Source organism: Dyadobacter sp. CY327 (assembly GCF_021390415.1).
In the GTDB taxonomy this organism is placed as follows: domain Bacteria; phylum Bacteroidota; class Bacteroidia; order Cytophagales; family Spirosomataceae; genus Dyadobacter; species Dyadobacter chenhuakuii.
Genome location: NZ_JAJUXJ010000001.1, coordinates 2,081,453 through 2,100,728, shown reverse-complemented (window position 1 = coordinate 2,100,728; position 19,276 = coordinate 2,081,453). Strand labels below are relative to the sequence as shown.

The window sequence follows — 19,276 nt, the reverse complement described above, 5'->3', positions numbered from 1 at the left end:
GCTTTCATGGAGGAATAGTTTTTTACGCATCCAGGCATAATCAACAACTATTCACCATTTGCATGTATGAAAAATGACGCAACGGTTTTGGATGCACCAATCCAGAAAAAGCAAGGATTGCCTGAATATGAATTAGTTAATTTAACTATCAACGGCCAGTTTTTCAAACTCAAATTGCAACCTTGGGTCAGTCTTCTCGATGCAATCAGGGAATACGCCGGTCTTACCGGGACCAAAAAGGGATGCGATCATGGCCAATGCGGCGCCTGCACGGTGCTCATTAACGGCAAACGCATTAACTCCTGCCTGACACTTGCTGTAATGAAAGACGGCGAGGCGATCACAACCATTGAAGGGCTTTCGGACGGCACAGTTAACCATCCTTTGCAAGACGCATTTATAGAGCACGACGCTTTCCAGTGCGGTTACTGCACGCCGGGACAAATCTGTTCTGCGGTGGGAATGCTCAATGAGGGCCGGGCTGATTCTTTGGAAGATGTGCAGGAACTCATGAGCGGCAATATATGCCGTTGCGGTGCTTATAACAACATTAATGCAGCCATTATGGATGTTAAATCGAAAATGGCATGAACAGTTTTTCATACAATAAAGCCTATGACGTCGCAGAAGCTGTGGCGGACATTCAAGTTCATGAACATGGCAAGTTCATCGCAGGCGGCACCAATTTGCTGGACCTGATGAAGGAAAATGTGATGAAACCGGATCATTTGACGGACATTAACCGGCTTGACCTGGCTAACATCACTGAGCATGAGGACGGCGGATTACGGCTCGGTGCACTCGTTACCAACGCCGACACAGCATGGAATGAACTCGTGGAGCAACGCTATCCCCTGCTTTCCAAGGCTATTCTGGCCGGTGCCTCGCCGCAGTTGCGCAATATGGCTACCAATGGCGGCAACCTTTTCCAACGCACGCGCTGCTATTATTTTTATGACACGGCCACTGCCTGCAACAAGCGTGAGCCTGGCTCGGGTTGTTCAGCAATCAACGGCATCAATCGCATTCACGCCATTCTGGGAACGAGCATGCAATGCATTGCCACGCATCCTTCCGACATGTGCGTGGCCCTTGCGGCACTGGATGCGAAGGTGAATATTTCTGGCCCTAATGGCGACAGAACATTAGAATTTGCTGATTTCCATCGGTTACCCGGCAATTCACCCCATTTGGATACCAATGTTTCTCCGGGAGAACTGGTTACTTCCATTGATCTTCCTCCAAGCAATTTTACCAAAAGCATTTTTTATCTGAAAGTCCGCGACAGGCAGTCCTATGCATTCGCACTCGTTTCCGTAGCAGCGGCTCTGGATCTGGACGGGGATGTGATCAAGGATATCCGCGTTGCGATGGGCGGCGTTGCGCATAAGCCCTGGCGGCGCAGGGATGTGGAGGAAAGTTATATCGGAAAAACGGCTTCTACGGAGAATTTCCAGGAACTGGCCGAAACCATGCTTACAGGTGCAATTGGTTTTGGTGGTAACACTTTCAAAATCGAATTGGCCAAAAGAGCAATCGTACGTGCTTTGAATGAGGCGCTCAAAACAGGAGAAAATCTATGAAAACGCAATATATAGGAAAGCCCGTCAGCCGGGTGGACGGACTGGCGAAGGTTACGGGCAGCGCCAGATATTCAGCCGACTTTAAAGTGGAAGGCATGCTGTACGGCTACATTGTATCCAGCAGCATTGCAAAAGGAAAAATCTTAAACATTGATACTTCGCAAGCCATGTCGCTGAAAGGCGTTTTGCAGGTTTTCACACATGAGAATGTTTCCGGCCTGCCTTGGTTTAGCATTAAATATAAGGATATGGATGCGCCGACCGGCTCTCCGTTCCGGCCTTTGCATGACGATAAGATCATTTACAGTGGTCAGCCTATCGCATTAGTCGTGGCCGAAACTTTCGAGCTGGCGAGATATGCGTCCTCATTGGTGAAAGTGGAATATCAGGAAGAAGGATTTACGACCGATCTGATCCAAAACCTCGAAAATGCATACAAGGCGCCGTCCGGGAAAATAGGTTTTGTTCAGCCCAAATCGCGTGGTAATGCAGAAGAAGCGTATGAGCAGGCGGAATTCAAGATGTCCGGTTCTTACCAGCACGGAGCAGAGCATCATAACCCTATGGAACTGTTTTCAACCACGGCCATCTGGGAAAATGAAAAGCTGACCGTTTATGATAAAACGCAGGGGGTTTCCAATTGCCAGTTTTACATTGGTAATGTATTCGGACTGGCGTATAAGGATGTACGGATCATTTCGCCGTACGTTGGCGGCGCTTTCGGATCCGGACTACGGCCTCAATACCAGCTTTTTATGGCTGTGCTTGCTGCGCTTGAATTAAAAAGACCTGTTAAGGTGGGGTTGACCCGCCAACAGATGTTCACATTCGGGCACAGGCCGGTTACTATGCAGAATGTTGCCCTTAGTGCGTCTGCGGATGGCACATTGGAATCCATTACGCACGAAGCATACTCTGAAACTTCCAGGTTTGAGAACTATACAGAGATCATCGTAAACTGGTCTGGGACAATGTATAATTGTGATCATGTCAAATTGAAATATGATCTGGTGGGGCTGGACATGTATACGCCTGTGGATATGCGTGCGCCGGGCGCTGTTACAGGTGCGCATGCGATGGAAAGTGCAATGGATGAATTGGCTTATGAACTAAAAATGGACCCGTTGATTTTCCGACTCAAAAATTATGCGGATGAGGACCAGACCGAAGGAAAACCATTTTCCAGTAAAGAGCTGATCGCATGTTATCGGGAAGGTGCAGAAAAATTCGGATGGACCAAAAGAAACCTCGAACCGCGCTCAATGCGGGAAGGAAACCAGCTGATCGGCTGGGGAGTGGCTACTGCTGCCTGGGATGCATTCCAGATGCCTTGCCGGGCAAAAGCCTTACTATCTATTGACGGGAAGCTGGTGGTAAGCAGCGGAACTTCGGACATTGGAACCGGCACTTACACCATTATGACGCAGATTGCGGCAGAAAGTTTAGGCCTGAAAATCGAAGATGTTACATTCAAACTGGGAGATACCAATATGCCGCTTGCGCCGCTGGAGGGTGGTTCATGGACGGCAGCTTCGGTGGGCGCAGCCGTGAAAGGCGTATGTGAAGATGTGAGAAAGAAGCTGGCAAAAATGGCTGTCAAAACCAAAGGCTCCCCTTTCTATAATGCTGATCCGAAGGGCATTTCGTTTGATTCGGGAATGTTGTCGGACCCAAATGGCAGCTTGAAGTCTATATCAATTGTTGACCTGATGCGGCTTGCGGGCGTTAACAGCATTGAGGAAACCTCAACCAGCGGCCCAAACCCGATTAACAAAATGAAGTACACTTTTAATTCGCACGCGGCAGTTTTTGCGGAGGTGAAAGTGGATGAAGATCTCGGGATCGTCCGTGTGACACGCGTCGTATGCGCGGTCGCGGCGGGAAAGATCCTCAATCCGAAAACGGCAAGAAGTCAAATCCTGGGCGGCGTTGTTTGGGGAATCAGCAAGGCATTGGAGGAAGAGAGCAAAATGGATCACCAGTACGGGCGGTTTATGAACCACAATCTTTCCGAATACCACGTGCCGGTAAATAAGGACATTAACGATATCGAAGTGATCTTCGTGGAAGAGAAGGACGACATTGTGAATCCTTTGGGTATCAAAGGCGTGGGGGAGATTGGGATTATTGGAGTGGCAGGAGCCATTGCCAATGCGGTGTTCCATGCAACCGGTGTCCGCGTCAGGAACCTGCCTATCACTATGGACAAAGTGCTTCAAATCGCCGAAGACGATCAAAATCAGGTTTCGGTTTAAAACACTTTGAAAGGCATAAAAAAAGCGTGGCGTTTGATCGCCACGCTTTTTTTATGCCTTCTCGATCCATTCAATCATTTTTTTTCTTCCGGCCTCGTCGGGAAGATTGCCCAGGGCCGCCCCCAAATTATCGGTCACATGTTTTACATCCGAAGTTCCGGGAATGGCGCAGGTTACGGCCGGATGACTGACAATGTATTTCAAAAAAAACTGAGCCCAGCTCTTGATATCATATTCAGCTGCAAAGGCCGGCAATTCCTTGCCCTTGACCGCCCTGAATAATGCGCCTTGCTCAAATGGCTCGTTGATGATCACGGCCACTCCATGATCTTTGGCCGCATTCAGCAGACTTTTCTCGGCATTCCGCGAGCGGATGGAATAGTTGAATTGGACAAAATCGACTTCCTTTGACTTCACGATCTGTTCCAGCCTGGCGTGTGCAGAATCTGTGTAATGCGTAATTCCGATGTATTTTATTTTTCCCTGCGCCTTCCAGTCTTTTAATGTCTTTAAATGCGTCTGCCAATCCTGCAAATTATGGATCTGCATCAGCTCAATCTTCTTTCGCCCCATTTTTCTGAACGAATCATTCATTTGCGCTATCCCCTGCTCTTTCCCGGTTGTCCAGACTTTGGTAGCGAAGAAAAACTTGTCATTGTTTTTCAACTCGGTGGTAAGCGCGCCGATCACCTCTTCTGCACGCCCGTACATAGGCGACGCGTCGATCAGCTTGCCGCCTAATGTCTCCATTTCCTGCAAAACCTTGGTCAATGCGGCTCTTTCGCTAGCAGCCTGACCTACATCGAATTGCTGCCAGGAACCAAGACCGATTACCGGAAGTTTTTCACCGCTGGCAGGGATTGTTCTTTGTATCATTATTTTCTGTTCCGGTTTTGCATGAGAGAACAATGGATTTAACAGCATTGCACCGCTGGAAAGGCCAATGCTTTTGATAACATCACGACGGGAAAACGAATCTTTCATATTTAAAGGGCAGGATAAAAAAGCTTACATGGCCTAATTTACACAACAATCCTAAAAATTACCCCACGAATCAAAAAAGGAGCCCGGCTCGTGGCCAGGCTCCTTTCTCAAATTTTCACACCAAAATGTAACTTCCTATTTTTTCTCAATGGTCACATTAACTTTATAATCCTCGATTTTAGGCGTTTGTGTGCTTAACGGATAAGGCTGCAATTCGCTTACCATCAGAATGTAGTTCTGACCACTTAATGTGAACGCCTGCGAATCCGCTTTTGCATCTCCTTTGAAATCAACATTAACCTCCGTGGAATTGGTCGCATCGGAAACATTGAGCTTGATTCTTGCGCTTCCCATCTGAATACAAACTACATCCTTAGGACAACGGCTGTCATTCACTTCCCGAAGGTCTACCTTCAAGTCGGCTCCTGACGCTCCGGCGCCCGACGCTGCGATTTTGGTCTGCTTGCGATAAGGCACGCTGGTTGACTGGGCCTCGGGCTGTGGCGTTGCATTTTGTTTCTCATTACAAGCCATAACCGAGACCCAGATCAGTGCAAATAAAATTGTTCTTTTCATGCTAATAGTGCTTTTTGTCATACAGTTTAGAGAAACACACGGCAATAAAAAGGTTGTAACGAAATGCGAAAATATTGCAGAATTTCCTAAACTTCGAAAGGCAGTTCGTAGTCTTTTGTAATAGGTTTTGAGCTCCGCGTTTTGACTGTGATCCGTGCTTTCAGCGGACTTCCTATTAAGAGGTGATGTTTGATATACTGATCCTCATGGTAAGTCCAGGATTTATCTTCCAAGAAATATTCTTCCGTATTTTGCTTTGACGCTTTATAGGCCCATTGTTCTACAATGTTGGGTTCATAGGTAACAATGGTTCCCATACTCACCACCTGAATTCCCGCAACACCGCTGTTTCCTAATTCCGTACAGCTTTCAACTGTAACATTAATGGATGAATTGTCTTCCAGATCCTTTACCGACCATTGATCGATGATTGTTTTTACGTTAGCCATTATTGTTTCTGTTTAAATGTGATGTATATAAACAAATAAACAGCTGTACGCCCATTTGACTGGGTTTCATTTACCAAACGGTTGATATAAAAAAGCCAAAGGTTTACAAAAAAAACAGCCGGGAAATTTTCCCGGCTGTTACTTCATCGTGTGGAAAAATTATTCCTTATCCCACATTATTACCATCTTTATCTAATCTCACCCTGGCACTTTCACTGCCCTTAGCTACTTGTAATTCGTAATATGGTGTTTTAGCGCCCTCTTTTACCAGAAAGGCTTTCTTCACCGTCCAACCCGAAAACTCTTCTCCTTTAATGGTTTTTTTAATTCCCTCAGGAAGATCTTCTGGTTTTACCGCTACCTTATCTTCTTTCGAAGTTGTAGTGGTTTTTGTCGTTGTCTCTTGCTTGGTTTCCGTTTGAGCGGACTCTGTTGTTTGCGCTGTGGCTTGAACAGAAGCGAAAGAGATAAGTGTCATGGCCAATGCCGATACTATTAGCTTTTTCATAATTTGGGTTCGTTTGAACTTGTTTATTTTACGTTTCTGTGCATCCGCACTGTTGCGTAAAAGCTAACATCATTATGCCAAAACACTTAACAAACTCATTTTCAGTAATTTATCAAAATACAACTTAGTGAGACTGTGTCGAACGAAATCCACGTTTTGTGGGATTTATAGCCAGCTAAGTTCAATTCAGGATCTGACCCTCTTTGTTCACTTTCATCCGGGATTGCTCATCCGCCTTCCTGACCACCAGTTCGTAATATTGCCCGCTGTCGTCAGCAACCACCAGATAGGCGTCAGAAATTGCCCAGCCTGCGTATGATTTATTGTTCAACGCATTGCGAACTTTTTCAGGAAGGTCCTCAGGCCGCACTTGTACGCGTTTTTCAAGCTCGATGACTGTTGCCTCTTTAACGAAATGCGCTTTGTGAATGCCATCGCCGGTAAATGCAGAGCCGACGACACCAGCTCCGAAAATCAGTGAACCAAGTAAAAGTCCTTTTTGAAAAAACGTCTTATCCATTTTCATAATTGATAGCTCATACTGACGCCTTAGTCGGAGTCAATGCTACATGGCTAAAATTATGCCTGCCCTAAAACAAAGAAGCCATACCCGGATGGGCATGGCTTCAAAGCGAACTGAATCTGATTATTTATCGTAACCTGGATTTTGTACCAGCTTCGCGTTACGGTTGATCTCATCACGGCTGAAAGGACGGAAATACATTTTATCAACCCATGTACGGTTTTCATGCGATTTCTCGACAACCGGGGTATAAGTATAAGTATAAACGTCTGTATCATAGTGATACGGCTCTTTCATCGTCTTACCTGGCTTGAACTTGCCCAAAACGTTGATGTATTCCAACGGACGACCCAATGTTTCTTTGGCAATCATCCAGCGGCGTGCATCGTGGTAACGTTGCTCTTCGTAAGCCATTTCAATGCGTTTTTCATGACGATACGCTTCTTTCAAAGCAGCGCCGGTCACTTTTAATGCTGGCATACCGGAACGGAAACGGATCCTGTTCAGCCATAGCAAAGCTTCCGCTTCCTGGCCTACTTCAATGCTTGCCTCAATGTAGTTGAACACAACTTCCGTAGTACGGATGAACGGCCAGGGGATATTCTGACGATCCGTATTGTCATACAATGCAGGGTTTGGATCAATGAATTTACGCATGTAATATCCTGTACGGCTACCATTCCAGTCTTCGATTGAGCTGCTGCGTGTATCCAATCCTTTGCGGTTGATCAATGCGCCTTTGTCATCCAGAAGGTCATATGCACCTGTCTGGATCTGGTTTGCAGGATCTTTTGCATCCGAAGGACGCGGCTTCCAGTCTGCACCGTCAAACATTACGGTTGCGTAGAAACGGGGATCGCGGTTTTTGTAAGGAGCTGCTTTGTGCGTTGGATTCGTCCAGCTGAAACGTGTTCCGTCCATCAGTTCGTAGTCGTCAACCAGCAGGCCGATAGGCGTATTTCCAGCCCAGTTGTGGTAACCGTTAGGACCGTTGTTCAAGCCGGTCTGACGAGCACCTTCGCTTAGGCTAGGTGTGAAATAACGTCCGAAAATGATCTCATTGGCAGCAGATGCGTCCAGTGATTTATCAGCACTCGCACCGCCCATAGCGATGGAGATGTAATTGATCCTTCCCTGTGCAGGCGTTACCGGAGCAGTCAGATTAAGTTTATATCCACCGTCCGTTGCAGCCAGAGCCGCTTTTGCAGCAGCATGCGCAGCCGTCCAGCGCGCCTTTCTGTCACCGGATACATAACCCAAAAATTCAGGGTTAGGGTAAGCAGCAAGCACAGCAGATTTGGCTTTCGCAGTAGTCATATCATGCAAATCGCTGGCAGCATACACCAATACTCTGGATTTCAGCGACAATGCAGCCGCTTCGCTTGCACGGCCTTTCACAATCGTTTTGCCTTTCAGCAACATGGCAGCACTGTCCAAGTCAGTAACGATGCGGTTCACACATTCTTCATAGGTGTTACGGGGCACAGAGTAATCTTCATTCAGGTTATAAACCTTTGTGATGATCGGCGCAGATCCGTAGTAGCGAACAAGCTGCTGATAGTAATATCCGCGCAGGAAGTAAGACTCTCCCATCAGACGGGCTTTCAAAGTCTCATCTGTGAAAGTCGCCGTTTTCAGATTAGCAATCGCAAGGTTTGCAGCCCTGATCCTGGTATACATAGGACCCCAGCCATAAGTATCATCTACCCAGCCAAGGTTGGAAGGACTTAAACTTCCTTCGTTCACCGTATTAATGTTCCGGCCGGTGTGGGTAAATACTGCTTCATCCGTAAGGGAAGCCAGCATCTGCTCACTAAAACCGCCTTGCTGAAGACCTGCGTAAATACCTGTTACAAATCCTTCGGCAAGCGGACCTTCTTTCCAAACTTCTTCTGACGGAATTTCAGTTGGAGGCGTTACGTCCAAGAATTCCGTGTCGCAGGACACCAGCCCGAATGAGCCAAGTGCTGCTAAAAATATCCAATGTTTATAATTCAGTTTCATTTCTAATTCTTAAAAAGTTACACGTACACCTGCATTAAGTACTCGCGATTGCGGATAGTATTGTCCGTTTGAGCTTGTAGATTCCGGATCCCAGATCTTGATCTTATCAAATGTGAACAAGTTAAGTCCGTTAACATACAGTCTCAGGTTACCCAAACCGATTTTGCTTCCAATTTCAGAAGGCAGATTGTAACCAAGCTCAATGTTTTTAAGACGCAGATAATTGTTGCTTCTCAGGAAATAAGTGTTGGCACCGGCGTTGTCGAAATTGGTATAATAAGTGTTATTTCTGTTGGCCAGCCTAGGTTCTGTTGAACTTGGATTATCGATGGTCCAGCGGTTATCATATGCATATTGCAGATAGTTACCAATGTCACCAGACTCTGTTTGTCCAATGTACTGCAACCCGCCTAATGCGCCCTGGAACAGGATTGAAAGGTCAAATGCTTTGTAACCTAAGTTGATCGACGCACCTCCGGTGAATTGCGGACGGTTTGTTTTTTCAGATCTCACTTTATCATCAGCTGTGATTCTTCCATCTCCGTTGATATCCTTAAACTTCATGTCACCCGGACGGATCGTTCCTGTGATACCTTTGTAATCCAATGGGTTAGCATCAACTTCGCTCTGATCGCGGAACACACCGTCGTACTGATACGCCAGGAATGAGTTATATGGCATTCCCGTTGTTTGCTGGTAAGCAGGTGCACCCGGCGTTTCATCCCAGAATTTGATCTGGTTCTTCGCATAACCACCATTCACGCTCACAGAGTAAGTAAAGTCGTCTAAGCTGCCATCATAGCTCACTTTGAATTCCCATCCTTTGTTTTGCAGCTTACCCAGGTTTTGAGGAGGAAGTTTTCCATCGATACCAGCGCTTGAAGGCGTAGAACCCGTTTTTGGGATCAAAATATTCGAACGGTTGTTCACGAAATAATCAAATTCGAAAGCAACTTTATCGCGGAACAATGTTCCCTCGATACCGAAGTTCATGTTGTTGGCAACCTCCCATGTAAATGCCTTGTTAGCCACACGTGATTCAAGAAGCGTTTTAGCAACCTGATCGTTGATCACATAAGAACCAAAGCCCATTGTTGACAAATACTGGTATTCAGCAAGGATTTCTGTTCCTACCAAATACGGCTCAGCTCCCATTTGTCCCCATGAACCACGGATTTTAACATTGTTCAGGAAGTTGATATTGCCCTTCCAGAAATCTTCTTCCGAAATTCTCCAACCTGCCGAAATTCCAGGGAAGAAACCAAAACGGCCATCCTGTGGGAATACGTAAGAACCATCGACGCGCCAAAGGAATTCAGCAAGATATTTCTCTTTGAAGTTATAACCGGCTCTACCGAAGTAGCTCAGACGAGCTCTGTTAAACAAATCTGTATTGTTATAAGTTATCCCGTTAGCGGTTGTAGAACCTGAGTTACCAATGTTCTGCTCAGGCGTTCCGCCCGCAAAAAGCTGATCTACAACGGGCGAGATAAAGTAGCGACGGTAAGCAAAGAAACCATCCGCATCTACTTTCTCGCGCTGGATACCAGCCATTACGTTGAAGTTATGCGAGCCGAAAGATTTCTCGTAAGAAACCTGACCTGTCAGCTGAATAGACAATTCCTGAGAAGAAGTTTCAGTCAAACGCGGATCGCTGAATGTAGAACGAACAGTTCCCGTCAGGAATGGAGAAGTTCCATCCGCCTCATAGGTTTTCTTATCCCAATAATAAAGCGTCCATGGTTTCTGGAATGACTTCTGACGGCGGATTTGCTTATCAATCGCTGCCATTGCATTCACTTTCAAACCTTCAACACCCGGAATAAGGATTTCGAGAGAACCGTTTGTTTGGATATAGTCACGTTTGTCGTGGTTATAACCTGTTGTGTTGGTTGTAATAACCGCAGGGTTTTGACCATTCTCAATATCAGGACCAGGTCTTCCGTCCGGCCAGATTGCGATCTCAGTAGGTTTTCCACGCATCAACATACGGAAAATATCACCTGCACCACCACCATTAGGGAAACGACGGAATTCTTCACGAAGCGTCAGGCCCAGGTTTGCACTTACATATTTGTTGATTTTTGTATCCAAATTGATACGCATATCATACTGTTTGTAACCTGTTGCAGATTTTACATAGTTACCTTCCTGGTTAATGTGTCCGAGGGATGCCAGGTATCTGATGTTCTCACTACCACCGGTTAACTGCAAGTTGTGACGTTGCTGCGGCGACCAGTTACGGATCACGCTGCCATACCAGTCTGTGTTCGGGTGAATCAAAGGATCAGATCCATCCGAAAATTTCTTGATATCATCCGGCGTGAAAACTGCATTCAATACATTGCCGTTGTCTTTTCTTGTGTAAGCGCCATTGGTATTGAACCCTTGCAACGCACCTGCCCACTCACCTACTTCAAGGTTATCATAAATCTGCAATTCGTTACGGATTGTGGCGTATTGCGTTGCATTAGACATCGTTGGCGTGCGCGTAGGCTGCCCGATACCCATGTTCAAATCATACGACAACTGTGGTTTTCCAGTCTTACCTCTTTTTGTAGTGATCAAAATAACCCCGTTACCGGCACGTGAACCGTAGATAGCAGCCGCCGCATCTTTCAAAACGGATACGCTCTCAATATCAGCAGGGTTCAGACGGTCCAAACCACCACTTCTGTTGGGAACACCATCCACAACGATTAGTGCATTGCTGTTACCCAGTGAGTTAGTTCCACGGATACGGATGGCAGAACCATCGTAACCCGGCTCACCGCTGCCTTGTACAGCAGACACACCCGGCAGACGACCGCTTAATGTGTTGGAAAGGTTGGTTGCTGGTGCCTTTGCCAATTCGCCACCCTTAACAGCTGTTACCGAGCCTGTTAATGTTGCTTTCTTGGCAGTTCCGTAACCTACAACCACCACTTCTTCAAGTGCTTTTGTATCGGTCAGCAATTTTACATCCAGACTGGTTTTGTTGCCCAGCGGAATCTCCTGTGTAATGTAACCGATAAATGAAAATACCAACGTTGCGGATCCTGGTGCATTCACCGTGTAGTTTCCTTCCAAATCCGTAACAGTACCGGTAGAAGTACCTTTTACCACAACGCTAACGCCGGGAAGCCCCTGCGACTGCTCATCATTGACTTTTCCCTTTACCGTAACATCCTGAGCAAATGTACCGGCCGTGACGATGAACGTCAGAAAAAGGGAAAAAAAGTACCGGCTTAGGCCCCGGCCTTTTTCAGGTTTAGAAATCCCCATAAACAGAGTATAGATAGTAGATAGTTAAAAAATAGTTAAACAATGAAAAATCTTGACTTTATACAAATGGCATTCAGGCGTAATTCCTGTGTCTTTTTTACACAATTATTTTGATTAAAAATCAGTCACATTCTTTTCTCCGCGGGACATCATTTTCCGCGTAGCGCTATTATAAGATTTGAGGGGGTTGAAGCAAAAGCGGCATTTGCGCTGCTACATTTCTGTCTTTGCGAAGCCGGCGAATTGGTAACCGGCAGTACAAAAAGATATGATATAATTCACATAAACAAGCATTCCTGCTTTCTGACTATGTTTTCTTCGAAAATAACCATAGGTTACTTTACGTATAGTCGCAAACAGTGTCTTTCGGACACTTAAATATTGTTTATTTCATAGATTGTTATAAAATTCGATTTTCGATGGTGCTTTCACTAAACCAATTTCAACACTTTTCATGGCCATCCGTCGGCGCATCGCCGCATAGAAGAGAGCAAAAGAACATTCCGCCCGGTAATTGATATAACAACAAGCGAATTGTTTTTATTATGTTTTAAAAGAAAATATTTACATCACGTTATAAGCAGCGCTGATAGGGAGTTTGAGAAAGAGAATTTAAATTTGCAGCGGAGATAAAGGAAACCAGAAATTAATATTCACACATTACAAAAGCATCTGTCAATGAAAAATCAACCAAATGATATCCAATCCCTGAACACACCGCTTAACGGAGGAATTGCTTGCGGTCTTCTTTTAGGCGTAGTGGGAGGTCCGATAGGCGCGCTGTTCGGCGTCATCCTGGGAGCAACCGCGGGATTTTATTATGACAAAAAAGAAAACTCCCGAAAAAACGACGCTGTTAGTTAAAGAAACAACGACGTCATATAGTCTTATACACACATTATAAATGGACAAGTATTTAACCGCATTAGTGGTCCCAATTATCATGGCGCTCAGCGGTGCCATCATTTATGTTGCTGTCAGCAGCAAGCGCGACGGACTGCACAATGTTAAAGAGAAAGAGGCAATTCTGGTCATGCTGGATGTTGGCGGTATCAATGCCGCCGTCCGCATTGTTATGTTAGCTCTCAACTCCAACACGCTCATCGACAGTAATGTTGACCGCATTTATCTGGTAATAGGAGCCTTCGTAACAGGACTAATCTCCTACAAAGACCTAATAGGACGATTTAAACCCAACCACTAAAAACTCGCAAAGATCACCCTGGCCCAATCAACGCCTTGCAACACAACACAAGCCCGGCCACCGGTCATTCACTCATTCACTCATTCACTCATTCACTCATTCTGTCATTCACTCATTCTGTCATTCCTTTCAATGCGCTGTCCATCCTCCGTCAACCGTCATTATCGACCCAACCATATAGCTGGATGCTTCGCTGGCCAGGAAGATGGCGGCTCCCTGGATTTCTTGCAGATTGGCCCAGCGCTGTAATGCGGTGGCGCCGATGATGATGTCGCGGGCTTCGTCGCTGTCGGCGATGGGGATGTTCATTTCGGTGAGGAACGGGCCGGGACAGATCGCGTTGACATTGATGTTGAAAGGCGCGAGTTCCATCGCCAGTGCACGCGTCATTTGCACGACTGCTCCTTTGCTGGCGGTGTATGGCGTTCTGTTTGCAAGCCCTACGAGCCCCAGCGGGCTGGCCAGATTGATGATCTTACCGCTTTTCTGCTGCTTCATAACGGGTGTAACGGCACGCGATGCGAGCCACGTGCCGTTTACATTTACATCCATAACCCGGTTAAAATCTGCCGGCGAAAGCTCGTCGATCGGCCCGCGTATATTGATACCCGCACTGTTGATCAGGATATCAATCTTACCAAAAGCTGCTATCACGAATTTTACCATAGCTTCTGTCTGTTCCAGGCTGGTAATGTCTGCCGGGAATGAGGTTATCTGCGTTCCGAACGAGCGCAATTCTTCTGCGCTCGTTTCGGCGTCGGCTGCATTGCGGTTCACCAGCACAATATCGGCTCCGGCAGAAGCCAGCCCGGCGGCCATAGCCAGGCCAAGCCCTTTCGAGCCACCGGTGATAACGGCTACTTTTCCTGCCAGATCAAAAAGCTTGATTCCTGGTAAATTTGAAACCGACATCATTCAGTACTGATGAAACGACTGTGATACGAATTCGAGCACTTTGGGCAATGACTCCCTCCAATATGTCCAGTTATGCGCACCATCGCGGATCCTGAATTCGTGCGGGATTTCCTTTTTCTTCATTGCAATGTGAACCAGGCTGTTGCCTTCGTACAGGAAATCGTCGTCGCCGCAATCAATGTACCAGCGAACGGCTTTTTTCTGATCGTCTTTGATGTTGTTGATCAATGCCAGGGCGCTGTGGCGGTTGTAATAATTGGTCACTGTGGAATCCTGAATGTCGGGATTAGCATTGTTGCGCTGTAAATTCTTTTTCGCGTCCTCCACCGTGATCGGGCCGGCTGCTGCGCTCAATGGGCAGGCCGACGAAAAGAGTTCGGGATGGTGCAACGCATACATGAAAGTGCCTCCTCCTCCCATCGAAAGTCCGGATATAGCCCTGAATTTCTTGTTGGCCTTGATCCTGAACTTTTTCTCCACATGCGGCATCAGTTCCTGAAAAAAGAAATCTTCATAGTTCCAGTCGCCTTTTACATCATTGAAATAACCCCTTCTTCCCGTGTCTGCGTCCGGCATAACGATGATCATGGGCGTTGCGGAACCTTCGCGGATGGCTTTGTCGGTAATGCTTAGGACTTCGCCAAACTGGACCCAGCCGGTGTGGTCGTCGCCGGCACCGTGCAGCAGGTAAAGCACAGGATAGCTTCTTTCTGACGTCGCGTAATCGGGCGGCAGGTAAATGGCGTATTTTCTTTCGGATTTAAGGAGCTTACTGGGAACTGATAAATTATCCATTACCTTGCCCGTTTGGGCAAATGTGGGAACCGCCAGCATAGCCAGCAGAAAAGTAGCGTAAATCTTGCGCATAGATCCGGGTTGATTTGGTTTAAAAAATCCTTCGGACTAAAAAGTAACCGCGCATCACACTTTACCCGCAATGTTAGTAATCATTCCTTTAAAAATGAATGCATGAAAAGGAAGCACCGAGTACCAGTATAACCTTCCCGCCAAGCCAAGGGGGCGAAATGTGGCCGTTTGCTTCAAAACGTTGTTTTCATCGAGGCAAAATTCCAGCCAGGCTTCGCCGGGAAGCTTCATTTCCGCGTATAGCAAAAGACGCTTTTCTTCTTTGTTAGCAAGCAGCACCCGCCAGAAATCGAGCGGATCGCCGGGATAGATTTGCTCAGGATGCCTTCTCCCCCGCCGCAGTCCTACCCCGCCCGTAACCTTATCCAGAAACCCGCGTATCTCCCAAAGCCAGGTTCCATAATACCAGCCGGTTTTGCCGCCGATAGACCAGATCCTTTTCAACACATACTCGGGATCATCGATTTTAAGTTCTCTTTTATCAATAAAACAACCGTTGGTAGGCACTTGCATGTAACTGGAAATGCCTTTGGACAGCGCCGCACTGCTTTGTGCGCCCGTCCAGCTGGATAAAACCTGATTCTGCTCTATTTTATCAAATGCCAGACTGATCGCTTTTTCATAGCCAATAAGCTCAATGTGTAGCTTTTCCGCAAGATCATTCGGTCGGCAGACGACTTTGACCTTCATGCTGTGCACAAGGTTTTTAGCGAGGGAATAAGAGGTGGAAGTGACAAAATAGAGCCAGTAGGACGATAATTTGGGTGTCATAACAGGCACCACCAGAATGCGTCGTTTCAACCCACGGACTTCTGCAAATTTCAGCAGCATCTGTTTGTAAGTCAAAATGTCTGGCCCGCCTATGTCGAAACTTTTCCCATAGGTTTCTTCCAAAAGCAATGTGCCGGTCAGGAAATCGACGACATTACGGATGGCTATGGGCTGACATTGCGTATGCAGCCAGCGGGGCGCGATCATGACCGGCAGTTTTTCGACAAGATCTCTGATAATTTCAAAAGAAGCGCTGCCCGAACCGACAATGATGCCCGCACGCAATGTTGTCAATGCATAATGTTCGGATTTCAGGATCTCTTCGACGTTTTTGCGGGAGAGCAAATGTTTGGAAAGATCTTCTTCATTGATAATGCCGCTCAGATAAATGACCTGCCGGGCTTGCGTTTCTTCAACTCTTTGCTTGAAATGCGTTGCAGTGGTTTCTTCCAGTTTCTCAAAATCCTCCCCGCCGCCCGTGGACATGGAGTGGATCAGATAATAGGCGGCGTCGATGTCATCCGGGATGTTAGCAAGCGTTTCTACACGCAAAAAGTCCACTTCCAAAACAGTTGCGTCAGGGAACTGCTGCGCATTGAAACGCTGCTTATCCCTGACGCAACAAAATACTTCATGCCCTGCTTCCAGAAGCACCGGCAGTAATCGCTGTGCAATGTATCCGGTGGCACCCGTCAGTAGGATTTTCATTCAGTTTGATTTATTTCTTTTTGACCTTCATCGCAACGGGGTCCCAGTTGATGATTTTTTTGGAAAAATAACTTTCATTACAAGCTAGAACAGGCGCTGCGGCGCGGAAACCGAAAATCGGGTCTTCAATTGTCCCTACGCTTCCTTTTTTAATGTTGTCAAAAAAATCGGCGAAATGGTTGGCATGCGCATCGTCCTCTTTCGGGGCTGTGAACTTTACTTCTTTTACCGGCTCGGCCTTGCGGGTGTCTTCCGGATATTGGGCATCGTATTGTTTTTTGAAAGCCTGCTGTTCGCTTTCCGAGAAAGTGTTATAACTGTCGTATCCCCCGAAACCAGGCGCTTTTGGGAGCTTTTTCTTGGTCAGTACCAAATTATTCTCTGTAAATTCTATCTGCCCTTCGGTTCCGATGATACGCGTGTTGTTCGCGATCGCACCAGCATTAGCAAAGTTCACGCGCAGCACCATCTGGAAGTTAGCGTGAATGTCTGTTTTTGGGTAATCCAAAATGGAAACCAGCACATCCGGCACGTCACGGCCATCTTTCCAGTAACTCAGCTCGCCTGACGACATAATGCGTTCGGGCCCTAGGGAATTAGTAACAAAATGCACGCCAGTGATCAAATGCACAAACAAATCCCCGCCTACGCCTGTCCCGTAATCCCGGTAATTTCTCCATCTGAAAAAGCGCTTGGCCTCAAACGGAACTTTGGGCGCATCGCCCAGGAATTGGTCCCAATCCAATGTGGTCTGCGACGCATCCGTCGGAATCGAATAATTCCAGGCCCCTATGGAGTTAAAACGGTCATTATTAGACTCTACATAATTAATCTCCCCGATTTCGCCTGCCTGAAAAAGCCTTTTAGCTTCCTTAAAAGAAGCAGAACTAATGCGCTGGCTGCCGATCTGCATGGTCTTGCCCGATTTCTTCCAGGCGTCGATTACAGAAAGGCCTTCGTTAATGTGGTGCACCATTGGTTTTTCACAATAAACATGCTTGCCGGCCTGCAATGACGCTTTGGTAATGTGGTCATGCCAATGGTCCGGCGTTACGATCAGGACTGCATCAATGTCTTTTCTTTCCAGGATCTGACGATGGTCACGTGTTGTAAAAATATCTTTTCCGAAAACCTCTTTTACCCGGGCCAGCCTGCCGTCGTACAGGTCTGCCGCAGCAACAAACTCTGCATCGGGCGCGCCTCTCAATGCAGCTTTCGTATCCTGGTGGCCCTGGATTCCCATCCCGATCGTCGCAAAACGGATCTTATCATTGGGGCTGATCTTTTTGAGGTCTTTGATAATGTTGAAAGGCTTGGCAATGCTTTCAGTAGCTAACAAAGCGGAGGCCGCCGTTACGTTCCTGAGAAATTTCCGTCGGGTAGGATTCATATTAAATATGACTAAAATGTTACATTGTGATGATTCCACTAAAATAAGGAATAAATGTTTGTCGAACCACAACGATCTTCTATTTACAATTTATGGACAACTCGCAACGAAAAAAACTTGTAGATGAGCTTATCGGCCTCATTGAAAAAGGAAACGCACACGTCAGCTTTAAGGATTCGGTTGATGGTTTACCGCCGGAATTACGCACCGTTATCCCGGAAAATCTGCCATACAGCATTTGGCAATTGGTTGAACACATCAGGATTGCGCAGCAGGACATTGTCGATTTTTCCGCTTCTGCTGACAGTCCTTCGCTCGCCTGGCCGGACGATTACTGGGTGGAGCCAACCGAACAAATCAGCGATGAGGAATGGAATCATTCGTTGAAGCAAATTGAAGCAGATCAGCAGCGTTTTCAAGCGCTTTTGGAAGACGAGAAACACGATCTTTTTACGCCGCTGCCCTGGGGAACCGGGCAAAGCCTCCTACGCGAAGCCATGCTTATAGCCGATCACAATGCCTATCACACCGCCGAAATAGTGGTTGCAAGACGATTACTGAAAAGCTGGAAATAAGACCAAAGCCACGTCCCCAGCGGCGTGGCTTCATAATTCTTCTATAAAAATATCTTTATAATAAACCTTTGCTTTTCCGCCACCGTGGATCTGTAACCCGATGAGCCCCTGCTGAGGAATGGATTTGTCCGGCTCGGTATAATCCACAGTTTGCTTACCATTGAGCATAATCCTGATACGGCCGTGTTCACTCCGCACCTGATAATCATTCCAGTCGTTCAGCTTAACCAGTTTGAGCACTTCCACCGAATCGGGCGCGATGAGGGTTTTGTTCCTGCGGGATTCATCATAAAGGCTTGCCCAAAACTTTTCTCCCAGATCTGCCTGATAACCAATCATTTCATAGGATGGATCTTTCGATCGCACACTATGAAACTGAACGCCGGTATTAATGAAGCCATCATTCCCCGTAAGCTTGAATTTCAGGTTTAGTATAAAGTTTGAATAGGTCTTTTTGGTAACTAAAAATTCATTGTGCGGCACCGTTTCTTCCAGCGAACCACCAGCGATTGTGCCGTTCTCTATCTTCCAGGTCTTCACCGTATCACCCTCCCAGCCGCTGAATGTTTTGCCGTCAAACAGCGAAACTTTCTTCTTCTGGGGCACCATTGCGATAAATGTTACCAGCATAACTGATAGAAACAGGCATAATGATGTTTTTAACATAACGCAGATATAATGTTGGATCTCGGATAAAAGT

18 protein-coding genes are annotated in these 19,276 nt (G+C 46.6%); 6 read left to right on the top strand and 12 right to left on the bottom strand.

From position 1 onward, the window contains the following. Positions 1-66 precede the first annotated feature (66 nt). Genes LZG74_RS08805 through LZG74_RS08795 form a run of 3 tightly spaced genes read left to right on the top strand, consistent with a single transcriptional unit; the run spans position 67 to position 3,838 of the window. Positions 67-591 (top strand): (2Fe-2S)-binding protein, encoded by a 525-nt coding sequence (locus LZG74_RS08805; protein ID WP_233796173.1) that lies wholly within the window; start codon positions 67-69, stop codon positions 589-591. Continuing rightward, positions 588-1,583 carry a xanthine dehydrogenase family protein subunit M gene (locus LZG74_RS08800; protein ID WP_233796172.1) on the top strand — a complete coding sequence of 332 codons (996 nt, stop codon included), beginning with the start codon at positions 588-590 and terminating at the stop codon, positions 1,581-1,583. The genes LZG74_RS08805 and LZG74_RS08800 overlap by 4 nt, the downstream gene beginning before the upstream one ends. Continuing rightward, complete coding sequence (locus LZG74_RS08795; protein ID WP_233796171.1) at positions 1,580-3,838, top strand: xanthine dehydrogenase family protein molybdopterin-binding subunit; 2,259 nt, start codon at positions 1,580-1,582, stop codon at positions 3,836-3,838. The genes LZG74_RS08800 and LZG74_RS08795 overlap by 4 nt, the downstream gene beginning before the upstream one ends. A gap of 51 nt (positions 3,839-3,889) precedes the next feature. Here LZG74_RS08795 and LZG74_RS08790 read toward each other — a convergent pair whose 3' ends face one another. The 7 genes from LZG74_RS08790 to LZG74_RS08760 all read right to left on the bottom strand — a co-directional run bounded on the left by LZG74_RS08790 (position 3,890) and on the right by LZG74_RS08760 (position 12,146). Beyond that, the gene (locus tag LZG74_RS08790; RefSeq protein WP_233796170.1) at positions 3,890-4,822 is read right to left on the bottom strand and encodes an aldo/keto reductase; all 933 of its coding nucleotides are present in this window, start codon (positions 4,820-4,822) and stop codon (positions 3,890-3,892) included. 135 nt (positions 4,823-4,957) lie between these two features. Further along, on the bottom strand, positions 4,958-5,398 hold the full coding sequence (locus tag LZG74_RS08785; RefSeq protein ID WP_233796169.1) for a hypothetical protein: 441 nt from the start codon (positions 5,396-5,398) through the stop codon (positions 4,958-4,960). 86 nt (positions 5,399-5,484) lie between these two features. Continuing rightward, positions 5,485-5,847: a hypothetical protein gene (locus LZG74_RS08780; RefSeq protein WP_233796168.1), complete on the bottom strand. Its 363-nt coding sequence runs from the start codon at positions 5,845-5,847 to the stop codon at positions 5,485-5,487. A 166-nt stretch (positions 5,848-6,013) separates the two neighbouring features. After that, positions 6,014-6,355 carry a hypothetical protein gene (locus LZG74_RS08775; RefSeq protein ID WP_026630234.1) on the bottom strand — a complete coding sequence of 114 codons (342 nt, stop codon included), beginning with the start codon at positions 6,353-6,355 and terminating at the stop codon, positions 6,014-6,016. Positions 6,356-6,536: 181 nt separating this feature from the next. Continuing rightward, a complete protein-coding gene (locus LZG74_RS08770) occupies positions 6,537-6,875 on the bottom strand; it encodes a hypothetical protein (protein WP_233796167.1) in 339 nt (112 codons plus the stop codon). 126 nt (positions 6,876-7,001) lie between these two features. After that, positions 7,002-8,882 carry a RagB/SusD family nutrient uptake outer membrane protein gene (locus LZG74_RS08765; RefSeq protein ID WP_233796166.1) on the bottom strand — a complete coding sequence of 627 codons (1,881 nt, stop codon included), beginning with the start codon at positions 8,880-8,882 and terminating at the stop codon, positions 7,002-7,004. A 9-nt stretch (positions 8,883-8,891) separates the two neighbouring features. Further along, positions 8,892-12,146 (bottom strand): TonB-dependent receptor, encoded by a 3,255-nt coding sequence (locus LZG74_RS08760; protein ID WP_233796165.1) that lies wholly within the window; start codon positions 12,144-12,146, stop codon positions 8,892-8,894. Between the two features lie 678 nt (positions 12,147-12,824). Between LZG74_RS08760 and LZG74_RS08755 the strand changes: the two genes are divergently transcribed. Beyond that, positions 12,825-13,010, top strand: a complete 186-nt coding sequence (locus LZG74_RS08755; protein ID WP_026630238.1) for a hypothetical protein — start codon at positions 12,825-12,827, stop codon at positions 13,008-13,010. Positions 13,011-13,074: 64 nt separating this feature from the next. Further along, the gene (locus LZG74_RS08750; protein WP_233796164.1) at positions 13,075-13,350 is read left to right on the top strand and encodes a hypothetical protein; all 276 of its coding nucleotides are present in this window, start codon (positions 13,075-13,077) and stop codon (positions 13,348-13,350) included. A 129-nt stretch (positions 13,351-13,479) separates the two neighbouring features. On the opposite strand, the gene LZG74_RS08745 is transcribed toward LZG74_RS08750, so the two are convergent. The 4 genes from LZG74_RS08745 to LZG74_RS08730 are packed head-to-tail and all read right to left on the bottom strand — an operon-like array spanning position 13,480 to position 18,001. Then, complete coding sequence (locus LZG74_RS08745) at positions 13,480-14,262, bottom strand: SDR family NAD(P)-dependent oxidoreductase (RefSeq protein ID WP_233796352.1); 783 nt, start codon at positions 14,260-14,262, stop codon at positions 13,480-13,482. 3 nt (positions 14,263-14,265) lie between these two features. After that, positions 14,266-15,132 (bottom strand): esterase family protein, encoded by an 867-nt coding sequence (locus tag LZG74_RS08740; protein WP_233796163.1) that lies wholly within the window; start codon positions 15,130-15,132, stop codon positions 14,266-14,268. A 54-nt stretch (positions 15,133-15,186) separates the two neighbouring features. Then, positions 15,187-16,611: an SDR family oxidoreductase gene (locus LZG74_RS08735; RefSeq protein WP_233796162.1), complete on the bottom strand. Its 1,425-nt coding sequence runs from the start codon at positions 16,609-16,611 to the stop codon at positions 15,187-15,189. Positions 16,612-16,621: 10 nt separating this feature from the next. Further along, positions 16,622-18,001 carry a Gfo/Idh/MocA family protein gene (locus LZG74_RS08730; protein ID WP_233796161.1) on the bottom strand — a complete coding sequence of 460 codons (1,380 nt, stop codon included), beginning with the start codon at positions 17,999-18,001 and terminating at the stop codon, positions 16,622-16,624. Positions 18,002-18,093: 92 nt separating this feature from the next. Between LZG74_RS08730 and LZG74_RS08725 the strand changes: the two genes are divergently transcribed. Then, the gene (locus LZG74_RS08725) at positions 18,094-18,576 is read left to right on the top strand and encodes a DinB family protein (RefSeq protein WP_233796160.1); all 483 of its coding nucleotides are present in this window, start codon (positions 18,094-18,096) and stop codon (positions 18,574-18,576) included. A gap of 30 nt (positions 18,577-18,606) precedes the next feature. Here LZG74_RS08725 and LZG74_RS08720 read toward each other — a convergent pair whose 3' ends face one another. Continuing rightward, entirely contained in the window at positions 18,607-19,242 is a 636-nt protein-coding gene (locus LZG74_RS08720) for a DUF1080 domain-containing protein (RefSeq protein WP_310589295.1), read from the bottom strand. Positions 19,243-19,276 lie beyond the last annotated feature (34 nt).

Excerpts from the sequence above, each read along its gene's own strand:
- LZG74_RS08800 (WP_233796172.1), top strand. The coding sequence starts at position 588 with ATGAACAGTTTTTCATACAATAAAGCCTATGACGTCGCAGAAGCTGTG.
- LZG74_RS08735 (WP_233796162.1), bottom strand. The coding sequence starts at position 16,611 with ATGAAAATCCTACTGACGGGTGCCACCGGATACATTGCACAGCGATTA.
- LZG74_RS08785 (WP_233796169.1), bottom strand. The coding sequence starts at position 5,398 with ATGAAAAGAACAATTTTATTTGCACTGATCTGGGTCTCGGTTATGGCT.
- LZG74_RS08795 (WP_233796171.1), top strand. The coding sequence starts at position 1,580 with ATGAAAACGCAATATATAGGAAAGCCCGTCAGCCGGGTGGACGGACTG.
- LZG74_RS08765 (WP_233796166.1), bottom strand. The coding sequence starts at position 8,882 with ATGAAACTGAATTATAAACATTGGATATTTTTAGCAGCACTTGGCTCA.
- LZG74_RS08740 (WP_233796163.1), bottom strand. The coding sequence starts at position 15,132 with ATGCGCAAGATTTACGCTACTTTTCTGCTGGCTATGCTGGCGGTTCCC.
- LZG74_RS08725 (WP_233796160.1), top strand. The coding sequence starts at position 18,094 with ATGGACAACTCGCAACGAAAAAAACTTGTAGATGAGCTTATCGGCCTC.
- LZG74_RS08745 (WP_233796352.1), bottom strand. The coding sequence starts at position 14,262 with ATGTCGGTTTCAAATTTACCAGGAATCAAGCTTTTTGATCTGGCAGGA.
- LZG74_RS08720 (WP_310589295.1), bottom strand. The coding sequence starts at position 19,242 with ATGTTAAAAACATCATTATGCCTGTTTCTATCAGTTATGCTGGTAACA.
- LZG74_RS08730 (WP_233796161.1), bottom strand. The coding sequence starts at position 18,001 with ATGAATCCTACCCGACGGAAATTTCTCAGGAACGTAACGGCGGCCTCC.
- LZG74_RS08760 (WP_233796165.1), bottom strand. The coding sequence starts at position 12,146 with ATGGGGATTTCTAAACCTGAAAAAGGCCGGGGCCTAAGCCGGTACTTT.
- LZG74_RS08755 (WP_026630238.1), top strand. The coding sequence starts at position 12,825 with ATGAAAAATCAACCAAATGATATCCAATCCCTGAACACACCGCTTAAC.
- LZG74_RS08775 (WP_026630234.1), bottom strand. The coding sequence starts at position 6,355 with ATGAAAAAGCTAATAGTATCGGCATTGGCCATGACACTTATCTCTTTC.
- LZG74_RS08770 (WP_233796167.1), bottom strand. The coding sequence starts at position 6,875 with ATGGATAAGACGTTTTTTCAAAAAGGACTTTTACTTGGTTCACTGATT.
- LZG74_RS08790 (WP_233796170.1), bottom strand. The coding sequence starts at position 4,822 with ATGAAAGATTCGTTTTCCCGTCGTGATGTTATCAAAAGCATTGGCCTT.
- LZG74_RS08780 (WP_233796168.1), bottom strand. The coding sequence starts at position 5,847 with ATGGCTAACGTAAAAACAATCATCGATCAATGGTCGGTAAAGGATCTG.
- LZG74_RS08805 (WP_233796173.1), top strand. The coding sequence starts at position 67 with ATGAAAAATGACGCAACGGTTTTGGATGCACCAATCCAGAAAAAGCAA.